At 65.7% G+C, this 20,802-nt stretch carries 17 protein-coding genes; 15 read left to right on the top strand and 2 right to left on the bottom strand.

Going from position 1 to position 20,802, the window contains the following annotated elements; translation table 11 throughout:
- Positions 1 to 35: 35 nt before the first annotated feature.
- The 15 genes from CH262_RS00840 (at position 36) to CH262_RS00770 (ending at position 18,006) form a co-directional block, all read left to right on the top strand.
- Positions 36 to 1,151 (top strand): MBL fold metallo-hydrolase, encoded by a 1,116-nt coding sequence (locus tag CH262_RS00840; RefSeq protein WP_094716714.1) that lies wholly within the window; start codon positions 36 to 38, stop codon positions 1,149 to 1,151.
- Between the two features lie 20 nt (positions 1,152 to 1,171).
- Entirely contained in the window at positions 1,172 to 3,586 is a 2,415-nt protein-coding gene (locus CH262_RS00835) for an HAD-IC family P-type ATPase (protein WP_094716679.1), read from the top strand.
- A gap of 41 nt (positions 3,587 to 3,627) precedes the next feature.
- A complete protein-coding gene (locus CH262_RS00830) occupies positions 3,628 to 3,816 on the top strand; it encodes an antitoxin (protein ID WP_032371276.1) in 189 nt (62 codons plus the stop codon).
- Between the two features lie 76 nt (positions 3,817 to 3,892).
- Positions 3,893 to 5,518: a Na+/H+ antiporter gene (locus tag CH262_RS00825; RefSeq protein ID WP_032373083.1), complete on the top strand. Its 1,626-nt coding sequence runs from the start codon at positions 3,893 to 3,895 to the stop codon at positions 5,516 to 5,518.
- Positions 5,519 to 5,547: 29 nt separating this feature from the next.
- Positions 5,548 to 6,729, top strand: coding sequence for an alpha/beta hydrolase family protein (locus CH262_RS00820; RefSeq protein WP_179274881.1), 1,182 nt, complete (start codon positions 5,548 to 5,550; stop codon positions 6,727 to 6,729).
- Positions 6,726 to 7,898, top strand: a complete 1,173-nt coding sequence (locus tag CH262_RS00815) for a sensor histidine kinase (protein ID WP_032365963.1) — start codon at positions 6,726 to 6,728, stop codon at positions 7,896 to 7,898. Before CH262_RS00820 ends, CH262_RS00815 begins: the two co-directional genes overlap by 4 nt.
- Positions 7,895 to 8,698, top strand: coding sequence for a LytR/AlgR family response regulator transcription factor (locus CH262_RS00810; protein ID WP_032407614.1), 804 nt, complete (start codon positions 7,895 to 7,897; stop codon positions 8,696 to 8,698). Before CH262_RS00815 ends, CH262_RS00810 begins: the two co-directional genes overlap by 4 nt.
- A gap of 13 nt (positions 8,699 to 8,711) precedes the next feature.
- Positions 8,712 to 9,071 carry a hypothetical protein gene (locus tag CH262_RS00805; RefSeq protein WP_027495968.1) on the top strand — a complete coding sequence of 120 codons (360 nt, stop codon included), beginning with the start codon at positions 8,712 to 8,714 and terminating at the stop codon, positions 9,069 to 9,071.
- A 6-nt stretch (positions 9,072 to 9,077) separates the two neighbouring features.
- Complete coding sequence (locus CH262_RS00800; protein WP_094716678.1) at positions 9,078 to 10,820, top strand: sodium/solute symporter; 1,743 nt, start codon at positions 9,078 to 9,080, stop codon at positions 10,818 to 10,820.
- 201 nt (positions 10,821 to 11,021) lie between these two features.
- The gene (locus CH262_RS00795; protein ID WP_081701694.1) at positions 11,022 to 11,321 is read left to right on the top strand and encodes a DUF485 domain-containing protein; all 300 of its coding nucleotides are present in this window, start codon (positions 11,022 to 11,024) and stop codon (positions 11,319 to 11,321) included.
- A complete protein-coding gene (locus CH262_RS00790; protein ID WP_094716677.1) occupies positions 11,318 to 12,952 on the top strand; it encodes a solute symporter family protein in 1,635 nt (544 codons plus the stop codon). The genes CH262_RS00795 and CH262_RS00790 overlap by 4 nt, the downstream gene beginning before the upstream one ends.
- A gap of 84 nt (positions 12,953 to 13,036) precedes the next feature.
- Positions 13,037 to 13,468 (top strand): type II toxin-antitoxin system Rv0910 family toxin, encoded by a 432-nt coding sequence (locus tag CH262_RS00785; RefSeq protein WP_027495972.1) that lies wholly within the window; start codon positions 13,037 to 13,039, stop codon positions 13,466 to 13,468.
- A 20-nt stretch (positions 13,469 to 13,488) separates the two neighbouring features.
- Complete coding sequence (locus CH262_RS00780) at positions 13,489 to 15,120, top strand: substrate-binding domain-containing protein (protein WP_094716676.1); 1,632 nt, start codon at positions 13,489 to 13,491, stop codon at positions 15,118 to 15,120.
- A 235-nt stretch (positions 15,121 to 15,355) separates the two neighbouring features.
- Positions 15,356 to 16,210, top strand: coding sequence for a bacteriorhodopsin-like (locus CH262_RS00775; protein ID WP_094716675.1), 855 nt, complete (start codon positions 15,356 to 15,358; stop codon positions 16,208 to 16,210).
- A gap of 185 nt (positions 16,211 to 16,395) precedes the next feature.
- Complete coding sequence (locus tag CH262_RS00770; protein WP_256988603.1) at positions 16,396 to 18,006, top strand: substrate-binding and VWA domain-containing protein; 1,611 nt, start codon at positions 16,396 to 16,398, stop codon at positions 18,004 to 18,006.
- 1 nt (position 18,007) lies between these two features.
- Here CH262_RS00770 and CH262_RS00765 read toward each other — a convergent pair whose 3' ends face one another.
- Entirely contained in the window at positions 18,008 to 18,745 is a 738-nt protein-coding gene (locus tag CH262_RS00765; protein WP_094716673.1) for an energy-coupling factor transporter transmembrane component T family protein, read from the bottom strand.
- A complete protein-coding gene (locus CH262_RS00760; protein ID WP_256988602.1) occupies positions 18,742 to 20,772 on the bottom strand; it encodes an ABC transporter ATP-binding protein in 2,031 nt (676 codons plus the stop codon). Before CH262_RS00760 ends, CH262_RS00765 begins: the two co-directional genes overlap by 4 nt.
- Positions 20,773 to 20,802 lie beyond the last annotated feature (30 nt).

Genomic DNA, 20,802 nt, shown 5'->3' with positions numbered 1-20,802 from the left:
CTGCGAAGACGTCGGCGCCGCCTACTGTGGTGCCCGTGACGAAGACGAAGTTGGCAGCAGGAGCAACCGCAGCGTTGGGCGGGGCATGGTTGGCGCGTGCGCTGTGGGGTCTTCCGTCGGCCATCGGTGCCAGGAGAGTGCACATCACTCCGTACGCGGCCGGGTCCCCGCGTTACCGCGACCGCCGATTCCACAACTCCGACCCCAGCTCCAGTTACGTCCCGGGCCGCGGCGAGAAGGGGCAGAAGAACATGCTCGTCTCGCTGTTCACCGAGCGAGGTAAGGGCAGGCCGCAGCGGCCGATCCCACTGGCACCGCCGATCGCGCCGGTGGACGCGGGCGAGCTGGCGGTCACCTGGTACGGACATTCGAGTGTGCTCGTCGAGGTCGACGGGTATCGCATTCTGGCCGATCCGGTGTGGAGCAATCGCGTGTCCCCGTCCTCGGTGGTGGGCCCGGCACGGCTGCATCCGACGCCGGTCGAGTTGACCGACCTACCTCGGGTCGACGCCATCGTGATCTCTCACGATCATTACGACCATCTCGACAAGGCGACGGTGCAGAAGCTGGCGAGCACGCAGTCGGCTCCCTTCGTCGTGCCTCTGGGCATCGGCGCGCACCTGCGCAAGTGGCGGGTGCCGGGTGAGCGCATCATCGAACTCGATTGGGACGAACAGACGGCGCTCGGTGGCCTCACCGTCACGTGTACCGAGGCTCGTCACTTCTCCGGACGCGGCCTGACTCGCGATTCGACGCAGTGGGCGTCCTGGGCGTTCGCCGGTCCGGTACGACGTGTCTTCTTCGGCGGCGACACCGGCTACACACCGAAGTTCGCCGAGATCGGCAGCAAGTACGGACCCTTCGACCTGACGCTTCTTCCGGTCGGGGCCTACGACGTGCGCTGGCCGGACATTCACATGAATCCCGAGGAGGCTGTCACGGCGCACGTCGATCTGACGCCGTCGGGAATCTTCGTGCCGATCCACTGGGCGACGTTCAACCTGGCGTTCCATCCGTGGTCCGAACCGATCGTGCGGCTGCACGCCGCCGCTCAGGACGTGGGAGTGCAGGTTGCGGTACCGATGCCGGGTCAACGCATCGACGGTACGAGGGCCGTGCACGACGATCGCTGGTGGACCCGTCTGGGCTGAGGCCGCACTAGGCTGCACCCATGTCTATCGACGCCGATGCACAGCGGGACACCGGGCTGACCGAGGCGGAGGTCGCCGCACTGCGGGCCGAGGGGAAATCGAACGACGTTCCCGCTCGTGCTTCACGTTCGGTTCGCGACATCGTCCGGGGCAATGTGTTCACCCGAATCAACGCAATTCTCGGGGTGCTGCTGATCATCGTGCTCTCGACCGGTTCGGTGATCGACGGCATGTTCGGGCTGTTGATCGTCGCGAACAGTGGCATCGGAATCATTCAGGAGATCCGCGCGAAGCGCACGCTGGATCGGCTGGCCATCGTCGGTCAGAACAAGCCGCAGGTGAGACGTGACGGTGTCTCGCAACAGATTCCGCCCGACGAGGTCGTCCTCGGTGACATCGTCGAACTCGGACCGGGTGATCAGATCGTCGTCGACGGCGAGGTCATCGAGACGGCAAGCCTGGAGATCGACGAGTCGCTGCTCACCGGTGAGGCCGATACGGTGCACAAACTCGAAGCAGCGCAGGTACTTTCGGGCAGCTTCGTCGTCTCGGGCAGTGGGGCCTACCGGGCAACGAAGGTCGGACGCGACGCCTATGCGGCCAAGCTCGCCGAAGAGGCCAGCAAGTTCACCCTGGTCAAGTCCGAGCTCCGCAGCGGTATCGACAAGATCCTGAAATTCATCACGTACCTGATGATTCCGGCCGGGGCGCTGATCATCTACAACCAATTGTTCTCCAGCGGGCAGGCTCTGCGGCCTGCCTTGAACGGTATGGTCGCGGCGCTGGTCCCGATGGTCCCCGAGGGTCTGGTGCTGATGACGTCGATCGCGTTCGCGGTGGGTGTCATCAGGCTCGGGCAACGGCAGTGCCTGGTGCAGGAATTGCCTGCCATCGAGGGGCTCGCGCGCGTCGACGTGGTGTGCGCCGACAAAACCGGCACTCTCACCGAGAACGGCATGCGGCTCTCGGAATTGGTGTTGATCGACGAGCACGACTCCGACTCGGTGACAAGAGTATTGGCGTCTCTGGCGTACGACGACCCGCGGCCCAATGCCAGTGTGCAGGCCGTTGCCGAGGCGTACCCCGACGCGCCGGGGTGGACGCAGAGCGCGGTGGCTCCGTTCTCCTCGGCCAAGAAGTGGAGCGGTCTGTCGTACGGCGAGCACGGTAACTGGCTGCTCGGTGCCCCGGACGTGTTGCTCGACCCGACCTCGGAGACCGCTCGACAGGCCGAAGATGCCGGCTCCAAGGGACTCCGGGTACTGCTGCTCGCCAGCAGCGACCTCGCCGTCGACGACACCGCGGCGCCGGGAGTCGTCACCCCGCGGGCTCTGGTGATTCTCGAGCAGAAGGTGCGCGAGGACGCCCGAGACACGTTGGAGTACTTCGCAAGTCAGCACGTTCAGGTCAAGGTCATTTCCGGGGACAACGCCGTGTCGGTCGGCGCGGTCGCCGGCTCGCTCGGACTTCCCGGTGGCGACGCCCCGATCGACGCACGTGACCTGCCCGAGGATTCCGAGCTACTGGCCGACACCGTGCAGAACTCGACGACGTTCGGCCGCGTTCGGCCGGACCAGAAGCGTGCGATGGTGGGCGCGTTGCAGTCTCGAGGTCATACCGTTGCGATGACCGGTGACGGCGTCAACGATGTGCTCGCACTGAAGGACGCCGATATCGGTGTCTCGATGGGCTCGGGTAGTGCGGCCACGCGTGCCGTCGCGCAGATCGTGTTGTTGGACAACAAGTTCGCCACCCTGCCCTATGTGGTGGGGGAGGGGCGACGCGTCATCGGCAACATCGAGCGCGTGTCCAACCTGTTCCTGACCAAGACCGTGTACTCGGTGTTGCTGGCGTTTCTCATCGGTCTCTCGGGAGTGCTGTCGCAGGTCTTCCATTTCGAGCCGATTCCGTATCCCTTCCTACCGAGGCACGTGACCATCGCCGCGTGGTTCACCATCGGCATTCCGGCGTTCGTGCTCTCGCTCGCGCCCAACAACGAACGGGCACGCAGCGGGTTCGTCTCGCGGGTGATGCGGTTGGCCGTTCCGTCCGGGTTGATCGTCGGCTCGTGCACGTTCGTGTCGTATCTGCTGGCCTACGCGGGTCCGAACGCCACCGAGACTCAGGTGACCCAGGCGAGCACCACCGCACTGATCACGTTGATCATGATCGCGTTGTGGGTCCTGGCCGTCGTCGCGCGGCCGTACACCTGGTGGAAGGTGGTGCTGCTCGCGGGATCCGTCGGCGGCTACCTGCTGTTGTTCGCAATCCCGTTCTGCCGCACCTTCTTCAAGCTCGATCCCTCGAACGTCGGTGCCACCACGAGCGCGTTGATCATCGGCGCTGTCGGTATCGCACTCGTCGAGGTCGCCCACCGATTCGGATCGGTACTGCGTAATCGAACGACTCTGCGTAACGGACAGAACGAAACGTAGACTGGAGGCGTTCCGTTTCACCCGACTGGCAGGAGAGTTTCATGGGCTTCGCAGACAATTTGAAGGGCATGGTCGACAAGGGCAAGAACCTTGCGGCAGAGAACGCGGACAAGATCGACGACGTCGTGGAGAAGGCCGGGGACTTCATCGACAACAAGACCGGCGGTAAGTACGCGGACAAGATCGACAAGGCGCAGGAAGCCGCCAAGAAGGCAATTCCGGACAAGTAGGTCGATTCGGACCGTCCACCCGGTGTTCGGGTCGTCGGTGGTGCCGTAGGGCGCTGCGGGCGGCAGAATCGGGCGGGTGGACGGACCGGTACTTCTTCTCGTAGTCATCTTCGCGATCGCGGTCGCGGGATTCGCCAAGCGTCTGGACCTGCAGGTCCCGCTCGTTCTGGTGACCGTCGGATCCATCGCATCGTTCGTGCCCGGCGTACCGCACATCAGTCTCTCGCCCCAGCTCATCCTCGGTGTCGTGCTGCCGCCGTTGCTGTATTCCGCGGCGCTGAACTACTCCTTCGTCAGTTTTCGCCGCAACATCGGCCAGATCCTGCGCCTCGGTCTGGTGATGGTGATCGTGACGACCGTGGCCGTCGGGTACTTCGCCAACCTGCTCGTTCCCGAGCTGACTCTGGGTGCGGCCCTCGTGCTCGGTGCCGTCGTGGCCCCACCCGACGCGGTCTCTGCGATCGCCGTCGGCCGCAAGCTCGGCCTGCCCGCGAGAATGATGGCCATCCTCACCGGGGAGAGCCTGGTGAACGACGCGGCTGCGTTGACCCTGTTCACCTTGACCGTTGCGTCGGTGACGGGCAGTCGCATCGAACTCGGCTCACCGGTCCTGTTCTTTCTGTACGAGATCGTCGGCGGCGTGCTCGTCGGATTCGTCCTCTCGCGCATCGTTCGTTTCGTGCGAAACCGGATCGCCGATTCGGCGCTCGAGACGGTGCTCGGACTCGTCCTGCCGTTCGCGGCCTATCTGGCAGCGGAAGAGATTCACGCGTCCGGCGTGTTGGCCGTCGTCACCGCGGGGTTCGTACTGGGCCGTGTCACGGCCGACGTGTCGGTCTCGACCCGGGTGCAGGAGCGCCAGGTGTGGCCCACGGTGGACCTGCTGCTGGAAGCATTCGTGTTCGCGTACATGGGTTTACAGCTGAAGTTTGTCATCTCCGAGGTGCAGCGCGAGGGTCTTCCGGTGCATCACATCTTCGGGTACGCGCTGCTGGTGCTGCTCGTGGTCATCGTCGTTCGTCCGGCCTGGATCTTCTTCAACTCGGGGAGAAACCTGCTCTTTCGCACGGTGTTTCGCCGCGAGGGGGTGGCCGACGGCCTGACGTGGCAGCAGAACCTGGTGCTGTCGTGGGCCGGGATGCGCGGGGTGGTGACTCTCGCCGCAGCCGCGGGTGTTCCGTTCACCACCGTTCTCGGCGACGAATTTCCCGGGCGGGCGGTGATTCAAGCCGTCGCGTTCGTCGTCGCAGTCGGAACGTTGCTGTTGCAGGGCCTGACGCTCCCGCTCCTGATTCGGCGGTTGGACGTCGCCGATCCACTCGAGCAGCAACGCAACGACAACCAACGATTGCTCTCGCAGGCCATCGCCCGCACGGCTGCCGAGACCTACCTCGAGCGGGCCGCGAAGGACGGCATCTCCGGCGTCGACAGTGACCGGGTAGCCGAGGTGATCGCGCGCGTGCGGCGGTCGGTGCGAGCCCGGATGGACGCGGACGAGACCGAGGACCGCGAGAAGCGAATCGCGGCGGCCGGCGCGCTGTTCGACACCCTGCGGCACAATGTCCTGGTCGCGCAGCGGGCCGCACTGATCGCCGCCCGCGACTCGGGGGAGTTGGACGACGAAGCCCTACGCGCAGTGTTGAATGGTCTGGACGTGGAAGAGATCGCGGCCGAGGCACGCATCGAACGACGCACGACGTAGACGACGAACACAGTGGGAGCGCTGAGACAGTGAGGTCGACCGGACTGGTGGCCGCCGCGGCACTCGTGTTCGCCCTCGCCGCGTGCAGTTCGCCTGCCGTGCCTCCCGTGGCTCCCGCACCCACGTCGAATCCGGCACCCGAGGGCTCCGACCGCGGGTCGATCGTGTCGTCGATGCCGCTCGGTCAGGTCGATATCGGTGTCGCCTTCCTGGGTGGATCCGCCACGAAGATCGTCTACCGCACCACCGACGGCGTCACCGGAGGCGGAACCGAGACATCGGCAACGGTGTTCGTGCCCAAGGGTTCTGCGCCTGCCGGTGGCTGGCCGATCGTCTCGGTCGGGCACGGTACCACCGGTGTCACCGACGAGTGTGCGCCCTCGCTGTATCCGAACCTGTTGGGCACCATCGGCCTGGTGACGCCCTTCCTCGAGCGCGGCACCGTCGTGGTGGTGACGGATTACCAGGGTCTGGGGACTCCGGGAGATCCGGCGTATCTGAACATCGATGCTGCGGCCTACGACGTCATCGATGCCGTGCGCGCCGCGCGTACCGTGGTGCCCGACGTCGGAACCCGATGGGGCGCCATCGGCACTTCTCAAGGGGGACAAGCAGTCTGGGCCGCTGCCGACCGTAATGCGGAGTACGGCGAGGGTTTGGAACTGGTCGGAGTCGCCGCGCTGTCGCCTGCAGCCGATCTGACGCGGTACTTCGCAGCCGACACCGAACAGACCCTGTCCCGTCAGTTGCTGGTGCCGTTTCTCTACGAGGGTCTGCACGTCACGGATCCGAGCGTCGAGCGCTCGGATTACATCCGCGGCACCTTTGCCGACAACGTGACCGCGCTGACGGCGTGCAGCGATCTGCTCGGTTTCTCCAAGGCCGACGCGGGTGCCGTCATCGATCCGGCCGATGCCGTCCCGGCCGATGACCGGGCCGCGAATCGTATGACGGACTGGCTCAGATCGGTGGCGCTGCCGACGTCCCGCACCGATGTTCCGCTGTTCGTTCTGGTCGGCGAGCGCGACGACCTGATCGATCCGCAGTGGACTCGCGACGCCGTAGCGAAAGCCTGCGGACTCGGCGACGACGTGGAACTGCGTGCGGAACCCGAGCAGGGGCACGCGGATCTGGCCGCCAACGCCATCGGCGTCGACTGGCTCGTCGAGCGCTTCTTGAACGTTCCGACCACCGGGACCTGCGCACGATGACCGCGGCACTGGCGTGGATGGCGGTGATCGTGGCGGCGATCGTCACCGCCATCGCGCTGATCAGCCTGCGTGGCCGACGCGATCTGACCACTCCAGAGGAGCGTGCGGTTCACGCCACCCTGCATACCGCGTCGTTGGCGGCGAAGCCGCTGCGGAACGGTCTCGATGCCCGCTCGGCTGCCGCCGCTGCTCCCCATCTCAGAGTCCTGACCGGGGCGGATGCATTGGGTATCTGCGATCCGAGTGCGTCGCTGCTGGCCTGGGACGGGCCGTGGCCGGAGTTGACGCCGGCGTTCGTGGAGGCGGCCAGACGCGCGGTCGATGGGCAGCGGCGCGTGCTGGTGCGGCTTCCGCTCGGCTCGATTCACGAGGTCAAAGCGCTGGTGGTGCAGCCGTTGATCGACGAGGATTCGCCGGTGGTGGGGGTGCTCGGTGCCGCGGTGGTGGCCGAACCAGGGCCGGGCATGCTCGGGGCCATCGCGGAGGTCGCGCGCTACGCGTTCGGTCAGATCGAACTCGCCGAACTGGACGCATCGCGGGCGCGGTTGGACCGAGCCGAGGTGCGTGCACTCCGGGCCCAGATCAGCCCGCATTTCATCTACAACGCGCTGGGCACCATCGCGTCGTTCGTCCGTACCGACCCGGATCGGGCACGGGAACTGGTGCTCGAATTCGCCGACTTCACCCGGTACTCCTTCCGCAACGCCGGAGAATTCACCGTGCTCGCCGACGAACTACGCAACATCGATCGGTACCTGACGCTCGAACGGGCCCGGTTCGGCGATTCGCTGCAGGTCACCCTGCAGGTGGCTCCCGAGGTGCTCGGGGTGGCGCTGCCGTTTCTGGCGCTGCAGCCACTGGTGGAGAATGCCGTCCGGCACGGGTTGTCGGGCAAGGCCGACGGCGGTCGCGTCACGATCATTGCCGCCGACGAGGGCACCGACGCCGTGATCAGCATCGAGGACGACGGAGTGGGAATGGACCCCGAGGTACTGCGATCGGGCAGCCTGCACACCGAGGATGCGGCCCACGTCGGACTGGCGAACGTGGACGATCGGCTGCGGGCGGCCTTCGGAAACGACTACGGTCTCGTCGTGGACACCGCACCGGGAGCAGGCACGAAAGTGAGCATGCGGGTGCCCAAGTTCAGGCCGGGGGTGCGGGCATGACGCATCCAGCGAACTCCAGTTCGGCGCGCGGGCTGGTCGTGCTGGCGGTCGACGACGAGCGGCCTGCCCTGGACGAGCTGGCTTTCCTGCTGCGCGAGCAGGAGGCCGTGGCCGAGGTGTACACCGCGCAGGACGCGACCACAGCCCTGCGCCAACTCAAGCAGACCTCCGGTCAATCCGTGGTGGATGCAGTGTTCCTCGACATCAACATGCCCGGCCTCGACGGCCTCGAGCTCGCCGGAATCCTGTCGGCGTTCGCTCGGCCACCTGCGGTCGTGTTCGTCACCGCTCACGACGATCGAGCATTGGCTGCATTCGATCTGGGCGCGGTGGACTACCTCCTCAAGCCGTTGCGCGACGACCGCTTGGCCGAGGCCGTCCGACGGGTTCTGCTCGCCCGTCGTCGGCCCGCCGAGTCGGCCGAATCGGCTGCCGACGAGGTCATCCCGGTCGAGCTCGGTGGAACCACCACGCTGGTACATCGGTCGTCGGTGGCGTGGGTGGAGGCCGACGGTGACTACGCGCGGCTGCACACCGCCACCGGTTCGCACCTGGTGCGCATTCCCATCTCGGCTCTCGAAAGTCGTTGGGCCGATGCCGGTTTCCTGCGAGTGCATCGTTCGTATCTGGTGTCGCTTCCGTTGGTCACCGGAATCAGAAGCGTCGGTTCGGGCTTGGTGGTGTGTCTGCGCGCCACCGGCGCGCTGCCGGCCTGCGAGCTACCGGTGAGCCGGCGGCACACCAGAGAACTCAAGGACCGGCTCGTGCGCGGTCCGCTGCAGTCGTGGTCGTCGCGGTGACGAGAGGTGCGCGGTGAGTCAGCCGCACCGGGAGCGGGTGGTGCTCTCGCAGCGCCGCGGCGCGCGCCTGGTGCGCACCCGCGTCGAGGTGCAGGAGCAAACCGAGGTGGGTGACGCGCTGGTGCGAAGCCTGGTGCGTGCGCAACTGTTGCTGTCGCTGCGCCTGGCAGTGATGACGTTGTCGATCCTGTTCGCGATTCCCCTGCTGGGCATGCTGCTCACCCGTTTCACCGATGTCGCGCCGTTCGGTATCGGGTTGCCGTGGTTGCTGCTGGGGGTGGCCATCTATCCGTTGCTGTTCGGCGTCGGCCGCGCGTACGTGCGCCGCGCCGAGCGTAACGAGGCCGAGTTCGTCGGCCTGGTCGAGGACTAGGCGCCGGTGAACGGATCGATACCCGTCGCGACATTGATTGCGTTGATCGTGGCCGCGCTGGCCACCGTCGGCATCGGTGTCTACGGAGTTCGGTTGGCGCGCACCACCTCCGACTTCCTGGTGGCCTCGCGGACCGTCGGACCGCGGTGGAACGCCGCGGCCATCTCGGGTGAATACCTTTCTGCCGCATCGTTTCTCGGTGTCGCCGGTCTCATCGCCAAGTACGGTGCCGATGCGCTCTGGTATCCCGTCGGCTTCACGGCAGGCTATCTCGGTCTACTGCTCTTCGTCGCCGCCCCACTGCGCAGGAGCGGTGCGTACACGGTGCCCGACTTCGTCGAATTCCGGCTCGGCGCACCGTGGTTGCGTACCGTGGCCATGCTCGTGGTGGTGGTGATCTGCGCGCTGTATCTGGTGCCGCAGTTCCAGGGCGCGGGCCTGACGCTGAACATCCTTCTCGGAGTGCCGGGCTGGGTGGGAGCACTCGCGGTCGGTCTGATCGTCATTGCGAACGTCGTCGGCGGCGGAATGCGCTCGATCACCTTCGTGCAGGCGTTCCAGTACTGGCTCAAGCTCACCGCGATCGCCATCCCCGCACTGGTGCTGACCGTCCACTTCGTCGCCGACGACCGCAGCGTCGGTACCGCGGCCCCGCCGACCGTCGCCGAGCAGACCCGGGTCGACATCACTACCGACGTGCTCGTGCAGGTCGACTCGCCGATCGTGGTGTCCGTGACAGGAACCCTGGACGAGCAGAGCGTCGATGGACGGGTGACTCTCGATGCAGGCGAACACCGGCTCGGGTCCGGGACACTGCTCACCCTCGACGCAGGCTCGCCGGTTCCGGTGGTCGCCGGCGCACCGACCACCGACCGCGCCTGGGCGATGCCCGGCGGGGGACTGGGCGGTCAGCACCCGCTCTACCAGGTGTATTCACTGATCCTGGCCACGTTCCTCGGCACCCTCGGGCTGCCGCACGTGCTGGTCCGGTTCTACACCAACCCCGACGGCCGAGCCGCGCGATTGACCTCGCTGACCGTGCTGGCGCTGCTCGGCACGTTCTATCTGTTCCCGACGGTCCTCGGTGTGTTCGCCCGGCTCTACGTGCCGCAGCTGCTGATCACCGGTGCCTCCGACGCCGCGGTGTTGCTGCTGCCCGGCTCCGTGCTGTCCGGGGTGCCGGGGCAGCTGCTCGCGGCGCTCGTGGCCGCCGGTGCCATCGCCGCCTTCCTGTCCACGTCGTCCGGCCTGCTGGTCAGCATCGCGGGCGTCCTGAGCACCGACGTGCTCTCGGGCAAGGTCCGAGACTTCCGTGTCGCGGCCGTCCTTGCCGGCGCAGTGCCACTTGCACTGTCGATCGGCGTTGTCTCACTGGATCTCTCGCGTACCGTCGGGCTCGTGTTCGCCGTCGCCGCGTCCACGCTGTGTCCGCTGCTCGTGCTCGGCATCTGGTGGCGCGGACTCACCGCAGCAGGAGCCGCGGCCGGGCTGTTCCTCGGCGGCGGACTCTCCCTCGTCGCCGCGTCGATCTCCGTCGTCACCCCCATCTCCGACGGCGTCCTCGGGGGCTGGGCGGCAGCGATACTCGGCTACCCGGCCGCGGTCAGCGTTCCCGTGGCCTTCGCCGCGATGGTCGTCGTCAGCCTCGCTACCCGGCGAACGGTGCCGTCGGACATCTCCCGAATCTTCGCCCGACTGCACCTGCCCGAAGGCCTCGACATGGGCAAAGACCGAGAGCGCGAGCTGTAACGAGAGAAGGCCGTTCGTCGGGTCTGCGCTACCGCTCGTCGCACACTCCCGCAGCCCGTCGTGTGATCGACGCCACCCCCTGATGTTGTGACCTGACTCTCACTACTGTTCCGAGTCAGCTACAGCTCACATCAACTTCAGGAGTCCAAGGTGACCGCACCGGAAACCAATTCGCCACCGGACGCGCAAGCGTTCGTCGACATGCAGGCCAGTCCCGAGTTCCAGGAACTCCGGCACCGCCTGCGTAGCTTCGTGTTCCCGATGGCCGGGTTCTTCCTGGTCTGGTACGTCATCTACGTGCTGCTCAGCACCTACGCCGTCGACTTCATGTCGACCAAGGTGTGGGGCAACATCAACGTCGGTCTGCTGCTCGGCCTCGGCCAGTTCATCACGACGTTCGCCATCACCGGCATCTACGTGCGGTTCGCCAACCGTGAACTCGATCCTCGCGCCGCAGCCCTGCGCGCCGAGATGGAAGCCTCCCAGGGAGCGAAGTCGTGAATGTACTAGCCCAGGCCGCCGACACCACGGTCGGTGAACCGCTCGTCAACATCGCGATCTTCGGCGCGTTCGTCCTCATCACGATGGCCGTCGTCATTCGCGCCTCCAAGAAGAACGCGACGTCTGCTGAGTTCTTCACCGCGGGCGGCGGATTCTCCGGACCGCAGAACGGCGTCGCCATTGCCGGTGACTACCTCTCGGCCGCAAGCTTTCTCGGTATCGCCGGTGCCATCGCCGTCTACGGCTACGACGGCTTCCTGTACTCCATCGGGTTCCTCGTCGCCTGGCTCGTCGCGCTCCTGCTCGTCGCCGAATTGCTCAGGAACACCGGCAAGTTCACGATGGCGGACGTGCTGAGCTTCCGGCTCAAGCAAGGCCCGGTTCGTACCGCGGCCGCACTGTCGACGCTGACGGTGTCGCTGTTCTACCTGTTGGCTCAGATGGCAGGTGCCGGCGGACTCGTCGCACTGCTGCTCGACATCTCCGACCGCACCGGGCAGTCCATCGTCATTGCCATCGTCGGTGTGTTGATGATCGCGTACGTGCTCATCGGCGGTATGAAGGGCACCACCTGGGTGCAGATCATCAAGGCCGTTCTGCTCATCGCCGGTGCCGCATTCATGACCGTGCTCGTGCTCGCCAAGTTCGGCCTGAACTTCTCCGAGCTCCTCGGCAGCGCGCAGGCAATGGTGTCCAGCTCGGCGACCGATGCCGTGGCCGCACGTGACGTCATCGAGCCCGGTGCCCAGTACGGCGGCAGCGCCACCTCGAAGATCAACTTCCTCTCGCTCGGTATCGCACTCGTCCTCGGTACGGCAGGTCTGCCGCACGTACTGATGCGCTTCTACACGGTGCCCACCGCCAAGGAAGCTCGTCGCAGCGTCGTGTGGGCCATCGCGCTCATCGGTGCGTTCTACCTCTTCACCCTCGTGCTCGGCTACGGTGCCGCAGCGATCGTCGGACCCGACCGCATCCTGGCCTCGGCCGGTGGTCAGAACTCCGCAGCTCCGCTGTTGGCCTTCGAGCTCGGCGGCGTCATTCTGCTCGGCGTCATCTCCGCGGTCGCCTTCGCGACCATCCTCGCCGTCGTCGCCGGATTGACGATCACCGCGTCGGCGTCGTTCGCTCACGACATCTATGCGAGCGTCATCAAGAAGGGCAAGGTCGACGACAAGAAGCAGGTCAAGGTCTCGCGGATCACTGCCGTCGTCATCGGCATTCTGGCCATCGGCCTCGGCATCCTCGCGAACGGGCAGAACATCGCCTTCCTCGTGGCGCTGGCGTTCGCCGTCGCGGCAGCAGCGAACCTGCCGACCATCCTGTACTCGCTGTTCTGGCGTCGCTTCACCACCACGGGCGCGCTGTTCAGCATGTACGGCGGTCTGATCTCGACGATCGTGCTGATCATCTTCTCCCCGGCCGTTTCCGGGTCGGCGACGTCGATGATCCCCGGCTCGGACTTCGCGTGGTTCCCGCTGTCCAACCCCGGCATCGTGTCGATCCCGTTGGCATTCATTCTCGGTATCGTCGGAACGCTGATCTCGAAGGACACCGAGAACACCGACAAGCAGGCCGAGATGGAGGTTCGCTCTCTCACCGGCATCGGTGCGGAGAAGGCCAGCGCCCACTGATCCACCTGTAGAACTGTTCGCGAAGTGCCCGTGTGAGCAAGGCCTCACACGGGCATTTTTCGTCCAGCGGTTACCATCCCTGCTGTGGCCAAGCTGAAGGTTTCCCTCGACGTCCCGCTGACCCCCGAGCAGACGTGGGCGCATGCGTCCGATCTGTCCGGCTACGAGCAGTGGCTCTCCATCCACGAAGCGTGGCGCGGTGAGCTGCCCGAGCAGCTGGCCGTCGGCACCACCCTGGACTCCATCGCCAGCGTGAAGGGCATGCGCAACCGCGTCTCGTGGAAGATCGAGTCCTACGACCCGCCCCGGAAGCTCGAGCTCAAGGGCAACGGCAAGGGCGGAGTGAAGATCGGTCTGGACCTGTCGGTGAAGTCCAAGGGCGACGGGTCCGAGATCACGATCGACGTCAATCTGGGCGGTGCCCCGTTGTTCGGACCCATCGGGTCCGGTGTCGCTCGCGCACTCAAGGGCGACATCGAGAACTCGCTGAAGACGTTCGTCAAGATCTACGCCTGACGGTGTAGGAGTGGAGATGCATGCCCGGTAGGCACAGTGCGCCGTCGTCCGCGACGGGCAGCAGAGGGTTCGCCAAGTACGTCGTCGTTGCCGTCGTCCTGCTTCTGATCGTCGCAGGCGGAGTGTTCGTGGCGCAGAAGGTCTTCGGCAGCGACTGCGGTGACACGTCGAACTACACGTTGGCTGCCGACCCCGCCATCGCACCGGTACTGCAGAAGATCGTCGACGACTCCGCGCCCGAGGATCTCGGTTGTGCCGAGGTGACGGTGACGGCGATGGAGTCGGGTCAGGTGTCGGCCGCAGTGGCCAAAGGCGACGACGTTCCCTCGCTCTGGATTCCCGATTCGTCGCTGTGGGTCGGCAAGACCGTGCGATCGACCGCTTCGCTGATCGACCTGGCGAGCCAGTCGGTGGCGAGCACCCCGGCCGTCCTCGCAACCCGCAAGGACGAGGTTCCGTTCTTCGACACGTGGCTCACCGCACTGAAGCTCGAAGGTTTGCGCATCGGTAATCCGTTGGCCAACACCATCTCCGACGCGGCGATCCTCGGGGCGGTGGCCGAGGCGGGTGAGGACGAGAAGGCCCTCGATGCGGTGTCGACGGCGCTCGTGCCGATCGCTCAGGCTCAGGCCGCCACCCGCGGTGAGGCCGATCCCACCACCCGGTTGGACGATCTGGTGGCGGACGGCGGCGTGGCCGTGGTGTCCGAGCAGACCATGTTGCAGTACCGAAACGACACCGGTGCCGAACTCGGTGCGACGGTGCCGCCGACGGGCAGCATCTTTCTGAACTTCCCGCTGGCCGTCACCGAGCCTGCAGGCGAGCGGCACGACAGCGCGAAGTCGGTCGGCAGCGCGCTGGCCGCGGTCATCGAATCCGATCGAGGTCGGGAGATGTTGTCCAAGGCCGGTTTTCGGTCGGAAGACAACGCGCCCCTCGATTCGGATCGTGGTATCGGTGCCGTCGAGAGTCTGGCGATCGGCGACCAGCAGGCTGCCGAATCGGTGCTGCGTCAATATCAGGTGCTGGCGCTCCCGTCGCGAACGCTCGTGATGGAAGACGTGTCCGGCTCGATGAACTACAGCGCCGGGGCGAACACCCGGATCGCGATGACGGTGCAGGCCAGCGAGACCGGGAATCGACTGTTTCCCGACAACGCGTCGATGGGATTGTGGGCCTTCTCCATCGGACTCGGCGGCGGCGATCAGGATTACCGTGAGCTGGCTCCGATCCGGCGGATGGACGAGAAGGTCGGCAACACGACCCAGCGGGAAGTGCTGCTGCAGCAGACTCGCACCCTTCCGTCCCTGGTCGGTGGTGGAACCGGACTGTACGACACCACGTTGGCCGCGTTCCGCACCGTGCAGCAGGGCTACGACCCCGACGCGGTGAACAGCGTCATCATCCTCACCGACGGTGCCAACGAGGACCCGAACAGCATCTCGCTCGACGAGCTGCTGGCCACACTGCGTACCGAACAGGACCCGTCTCGTCCGGTCGTCATCGTCACCATCGGTATCACCGACGACGCCGATGCCGGAGTTCTTCAGCAGATTTCGGCTGCCACCGGTGGCACCAGCTTCGTCGCTCGGAATCCGGCCGAGATCCCGAACGTGTTCGTCAATGCGCTGAGAAATCGAACCGGTCGCTGACGATCTCGGTGGTTCGAAAGATTCGCGAGGACAACGAAATTCCCTGCGCGCAGGGTTTCGGACGGGTTCTCGAACAAAAACAATCCATTTGTCGACTTCGGGCAGATATTTGCCGGCGCTGGGTCTAGCGTTCGAGGTAGTTCGCAGCGGTCCTCAGACCACGACAGGTTATTGACACTCCCGGTCGTCCTCTCCCTACCAGCGAACTTCGCTTCTTTCTGACCGGAGGACACCCGTGATACCCGATACTCTCACCACTGCCCAATACGACACCATCTACAACATCTTCTCGTTGGTCATCGCTTCACAACTGTTCGCCGCGTTGTTCATGATCGCCTGTCTACCGAGGATTCTGCCCCGGTACAGGCAGGCCATGTGCGTTGCGGCAATCGTGTGCGGCATCGCCGCGTACCACTACTTCCGAATCTTCAACTCGTTCAACAACTCGTTCCAGACCGACGCTGTCGGCGGACGCGGGACCTACAGTCAGGTCGTCGGCGAGGGATTCAACGAGGGGTACCGGTACGTCGACTGGCTGCTCACCGTCCCGTTGCTGCTGCTCGAGTTGGTCGCTGTACTGGCGTTGGCCCGCAAGCTCCAGACCAGTCTGCTGCTGCGGCTCATCCCCGCGGCGGCGCTGATGATCGCGCTCGGATATCCCGGAGAACTGAGTGGGGACAACGGAATTCGAAATCTTTTCGGAACGTTGTCGTCCATTCCCTTCGTCTACATCCTGTACGTACTCTTCGTCGAGGTCACCAAATCGCTCGACAATCAACCGGAGCAGGTGCGCAAGTCGATCGGTCAGCTCCGGCTTCTGCTGCTGATCACGTGGGGTGTGTATCCCATCGCATATCTGTTGCCGCAGTTGGGAATCGACGGTGCCGCTGCCTGGACCGGCAAGCAGATCGGGTATTCGATTGCCGATATTCTCGCGAAGGCTCTGTACGGCCTCATCATCTACCGCATCGCACGAATCAAGTCCTTCGCCGACGATCCGGCTTTCGCGGCCAGCGAACTGTCCACCAGCGAAGCCGCGGAACTGAGCCCGAGACATGGCGAGGTGGGTCGCACGAGCTCCGAGGTCTGAGATCGCGGACCCGTAGCGCTCTCGTACCCGGCACGTACTATGGTTCGTCTCACATGCAGCGGATCGCGTCGCTGCATGTGAGTTCGGGGCCCTGGCACGTCTGCTGTGTCGGGGATCGATGCAGCGGGGGGGAGTCAGCGATGTCAGGACGTCACAGCGGCAGTAGTCGCAGGTTCAGTCCTGCCGTGACCTGGGGCGCGGCCGCTCTGGCGGTAGTCGTGGTCGCGGCCGGTGGCTGGTTCGGCGTCCAGGCCGTACGCGCAGCGGGTTCGGACTCGTGCGAATCGCTCGACACGGTCTCGCTCGCAGTGGACACCTCGATCGCCGAACCGGTGCAGCAGATCCTGGCCCAGGCGGGCGAGGTGGACCGCGGCTGCGTCGACTTCGAGGTGCGGGCCGAGCGCCCCACCGACACGGCGACCGAGATCGCAGGTACCGACGAGAACCGCCCCGACCTCTGGATCCCGGACTCGACGTTGTGGCTGCTCAAGACTTTGCGTTCGACCGGAGCCCTGCCCGAACTCGCCAAGACGTCGGTGGCGAACACACTGCCCGTGCTGGTGTCGGCCTCCGACAGCGCTCCGGTGACCGACACCTGGCTCAGCGTGCTGCAGATGCCGGGCCAACGCATCGGCGATCCGCTCACCAGTAGTGCGTCCAACGCTGCGATCCTCGGTGCGCTGGCCGAGTCCGAGGTCGCGATCTCCGACGCCAAAGCCGTGTCTGCCGCTCTGGTGCCCATGGCACAGGACTTCGGCCGGATAGCCGACACGCCCCACGACACCCCGGACCTCGTCGCCCAGGTGGCGACCGAGGGCGGAACCAGCGTCGCCACCGAACAGGCCGTGCTGGCCTACGAGGCAGCGAACCCCGGATCGTCGCTCACCGAGTCGGTGCCGTCGACGGGCAGCTACTTCCTCAACTACCCCCTCGCCGTCACGGCTCCGGCCGGGCCGGAGTACGACCGCGTCAAGGCCGCCGGGGCCGCGTTGGCGTCGGTGCTGGCCTCGCAGTCGGCGACGGACACACTCGTTGCAGCAGGCTTCCGAACGTCGAGTGGAACCCCCTTGGCCGACGGCAGAGGCGTCGGCTCGGTCGCCGCGTTGGAAATCAAGAATCCGCTGTCGATCGAGACGACGCTGCGCGATTGGGCGGTGCTCGCGTTGCCGCTGCGGACCCTCGTCGTCGAGGACGTATCGGGTTCGATGGCGGCGAAGTCCGGCGACTCCACCCGCATCGCGTTGACCGTCGATGCGTCGCTCGGTGCCAACGATCTGTTCAGCGACCAGACCCAGATGGGGCTCTGGGCCTTCTCCATCGGACTCGGTGGTGGAAAGCAGGATTACCGAGAACTGGTGCCGCTCGGCCCGGTGAGCAACACGTTCGACGGTAAGCCGCAGCGTCAGGCCATTCTCGATGCAGTCCGTGGGCTACCGGCTCTGGTCGGAGGCGGGACCGGACTCTACGACACGACGCTGGCGGCGTTCCGACGTGTCAAGGAAGGCTACGACCCCGATTACGTCAACAGCGTCATCATTCTCACCGACGGCGCGAACGAGGACAACGGCAGCATTTCTCTGGACCAGCTTCTCACCGCCCTGCAGAAGGAGCAGGATCCGGTGCGTCCCATCGTGATCATCACGGTCGGCGTCACCAGCGACGCCGATCCGGTTGCGCTGCAGCAGATCTCCGCGGCCACCGGTGGTACGAGCTATGTCGCGGAGGATCCCCGCGATATCCCGGACGTGTTCGTCAAGGCGTTGAACTCGCGCACCGAGCGTCTCGCGGGGGAGTAGCTCACCGCAGCAGGAAGCTGATCGTGATCGCGGACGCGCAGGCCAGCGTCACCACCACCAGTGTCGCCGCGTCCGAGCCCTTGAAACGTGCCTCGGTGGCGGTGATCATGCCGGTGCCCCCGCGTGCGGTGATGGCTTCACCCATTTCGTCCGCGCGCCTGATGGCCACCGACATCACCGTGGTCACGATGTCGACGAGCGAATTGTCCGACGCACTGTTGACCACGGGTTTCGGTCGCAGCCGTCGGGCGGCGTTGAGGGTGCGCATCTCCTCGATGAGCAGCGGAAGCGACCGCAGGCTGAGCGCCACGGCGATCGCCCACTCGTCGACCGGCAGCTTCAGCTTCTTCAGCGGTGCACCGAGTTTCGACACCGCCGGAGCGATGTCGCTCATCGACGTCGTCCACCCGATCATCATCGATGCGCCGAGCAGAACGAACACGAACAGCGTGGCACGGAAGTACAGCAGAACCGCTGCGCCGCCGATGGGCAGATTGATCAGTGCTCCGACACCGAAGAGCGCCCAGATCCACCACGGTGGCCGAGGTAGAGCCGTGATCGGAATGTGGGCGATGACAGCCGCGACGACCAGCAGCGCGAACACGATGCCGAGGGCAGGCCACGTCGGAGCCACGACGAGGGTGATGCTGAGCAGCAACACCACGATGAGCTTGGTGCCCGCCCACAGCCGGTGAATGGGTGAGAACCGCGGAACCTGGCGCAGTACGACGGTCGTCACGAATGCACGCTCCCATGAATCGAATCGGAGACGATGTGGCCGTCGGCCATCGTGATGGTTCGACTGCAGACGGCGTCCATACCGTCCACGTCGTGCGAGATGACCACGATCGATACGCCGCGCTCACGCAGGCCGGCGAGGACGCCGATGATGTCGTCGCGTCCGGGCGGGTCGAGTCCGGCCAGCGGCTCGTCGAGCACCAAGATGCGGGGTCGACGAGCGATCAGACCGGCCAGCACCACGCGTCGCATCTGTCCGCCGCTGAGCGAGTCGACGTCGCGTGCGGCCAGTGACCGGTCGAGGCCGACGGCATCCATCGCGGCCGACACTGTGGCAGAACCGGTTTCGGGCCCCGCGGCCGCGGCGATGTCCTCGGAGACGGTGCGCCGCTGCAACTGCAGGCGCGAATGCTGAAAGGCCAGCCCGACGTCGCCGACTCGCGACGTCATCGCCTTGCCGTCGAGTTGCGCGACGCCGGTGGTGGGCCCGGTCAGACCGGCCATGATCCACGCCAAAGTCGACTTGCCCGAACCGTTTCCGCCGAGAACGAGAACTCCCTCGCCTCGCTTGACGGTGATGTCGACGCCGTTCAACGCCGATTGTGCCCACGGGGTGCGCCTGTTGTAGACGTGCCGCACGTCGCGTAGTTCGAGCAGGCGCGGGCTCGAATTGTCGTGCAGCACAGCAGCGTTGCCGGTCCTGGTCTGCATCCACAGAGTGTCGTGCTCCACCTGCATGCCCTCGTGTAGATGTACGACGCGATCAGCGGCAACAGTTTCCGAGACATGATGGGTGACGAGTACGACCGACATCCCGTGCCGACGGGGCAGTGCCGCAAGTAGCGAGACCAGATGTTCCCGGCCCGAGGTGTCGATCATGGCGGTTGCCTCGTCGGCGATCAGCAGAGCGGGGCGACGAGCCAGGGCCGCGGCGACGGCAAGTCGCTGCATCTCGCCGCCGGAAAGCGAGGCCGTGTCGCGAGCACCCATGCCGCTCAACCCCACCTCGTCGAGCAAGGCGTCGACGTCGGGACGAGAGTCGCCGGGTGGCAGTCCCCATACGACGTCGTCGGCGACGCGGGTGCCGAGGATCTGAATTTCGGGTCGCTGCAACACCACTGCGGTGCCGCCGTACCGGCCGAGTCCGGTGGAGCCGGGACGAGTCACCGAGCCCTCGGAGGGTTCACGGCCTGCGAGGATGCGCGTCAGCGTGGATTTGCCGGATCCGTTGTGGCCGACGATCGCGACGAATTCTCCCGGTTCGATGTGCAGGTCGATGCCGCTCAACGCTGCCGATCTGCTGCCGGGATATCGGTAGCCCACGGCGGTCAGGGTGACGGGCAGTGGCGCGATCTCGTCGTCGATGCCCGAGACGAACGGCTCCGGTGTGGGGATGGCCGAGAGGCGATCGAGGATGGCGGTGAGGATCAGCCACGCGAACAGAGTTCCGGTGACGATGCCGAATGCGATGGACCCGCCGACCCACCACCACCAGTTGTCGAGTACCGCTGTGCTGCTGCTGCGAATGACATCGGGGATGGCCTGCGGGGCGGATACCCGCTCGAACAGTCGGGAGATGCCTTCGATGGTGTTGCGGAGCGTCTCGAGAAACAGCTGCCGTAGCGGGACGAGGATCAGCAGCAACAGCACCGCGAGGGCTCCGAGTGCCGGTCCGACGATTGCCGACGTGACGAGCACGCCGAACAGGCCTTGTTTCCGGCGCTTCGCCCGGCCGACCAGACCGCCCAGCAATGCCGCACTGGCCACGGTGAGCGCCGTCTGAGTGCCGGCCGCGACGAATCCTACGAGTATGCCCGCCACCGCCGAGGTGACCAATGCTCGCGTGCGATAGCGCAGGGCCACCACCGACATGGGAATAGCGGCGACAACCTGCAGAATCGCTGCCATCGGCACCAGCACGCCGATCACCGTCAGCGCGACGGTGAAGCTGCTCATCACCGCAGCGGTCGCCAATTCTTGCGGACCGAGGGGCCCGGACTCGGGACGGTGGGCAGCGCTGACGGTCACCGCTCCAGTGTGCCAGCTCGACTGAGGCAC

It is taken from the genome of Rhodococcus sp. 05-2255-1e (assembly GCF_002259025.1).
GTDB classification, from domain to species: Bacteria; Actinomycetota; Actinomycetes; order Mycobacteriales; family Mycobacteriaceae; genus Rhodococcoides; species Rhodococcoides fascians.
Note: the sequence above shows the minus strand (reverse complement) of the source record. Positions and strands in the feature narration are given on the sequence as shown.

Coding starts and splice junctions, on each gene's coding strand:
- CH262_RS00835 (WP_094716679.1), top strand. CDS start 1,172: ATGTCTATCGACGCCGATGCACAGCGGGACACCGGGCTGACCGAGGCG.
- CH262_RS00830 (WP_032371276.1), top strand. CDS start 3,628: ATGGGCTTCGCAGACAATTTGAAGGGCATGGTCGACAAGGGCAAGAAC.
- CH262_RS00815 (WP_032365963.1), top strand. CDS start 6,726: ATGACCGCGGCACTGGCGTGGATGGCGGTGATCGTGGCGGCGATCGTC.
- CH262_RS00810 (WP_032407614.1), top strand. CDS start 7,895: ATGACGCATCCAGCGAACTCCAGTTCGGCGCGCGGGCTGGTCGTGCTG.
- CH262_RS00795 (WP_081701694.1), top strand. CDS start 11,022: ATGCAGGCCAGTCCCGAGTTCCAGGAACTCCGGCACCGCCTGCGTAGC.
- CH262_RS00780 (WP_094716676.1), top strand. CDS start 13,489: ATGCCCGGTAGGCACAGTGCGCCGTCGTCCGCGACGGGCAGCAGAGGG.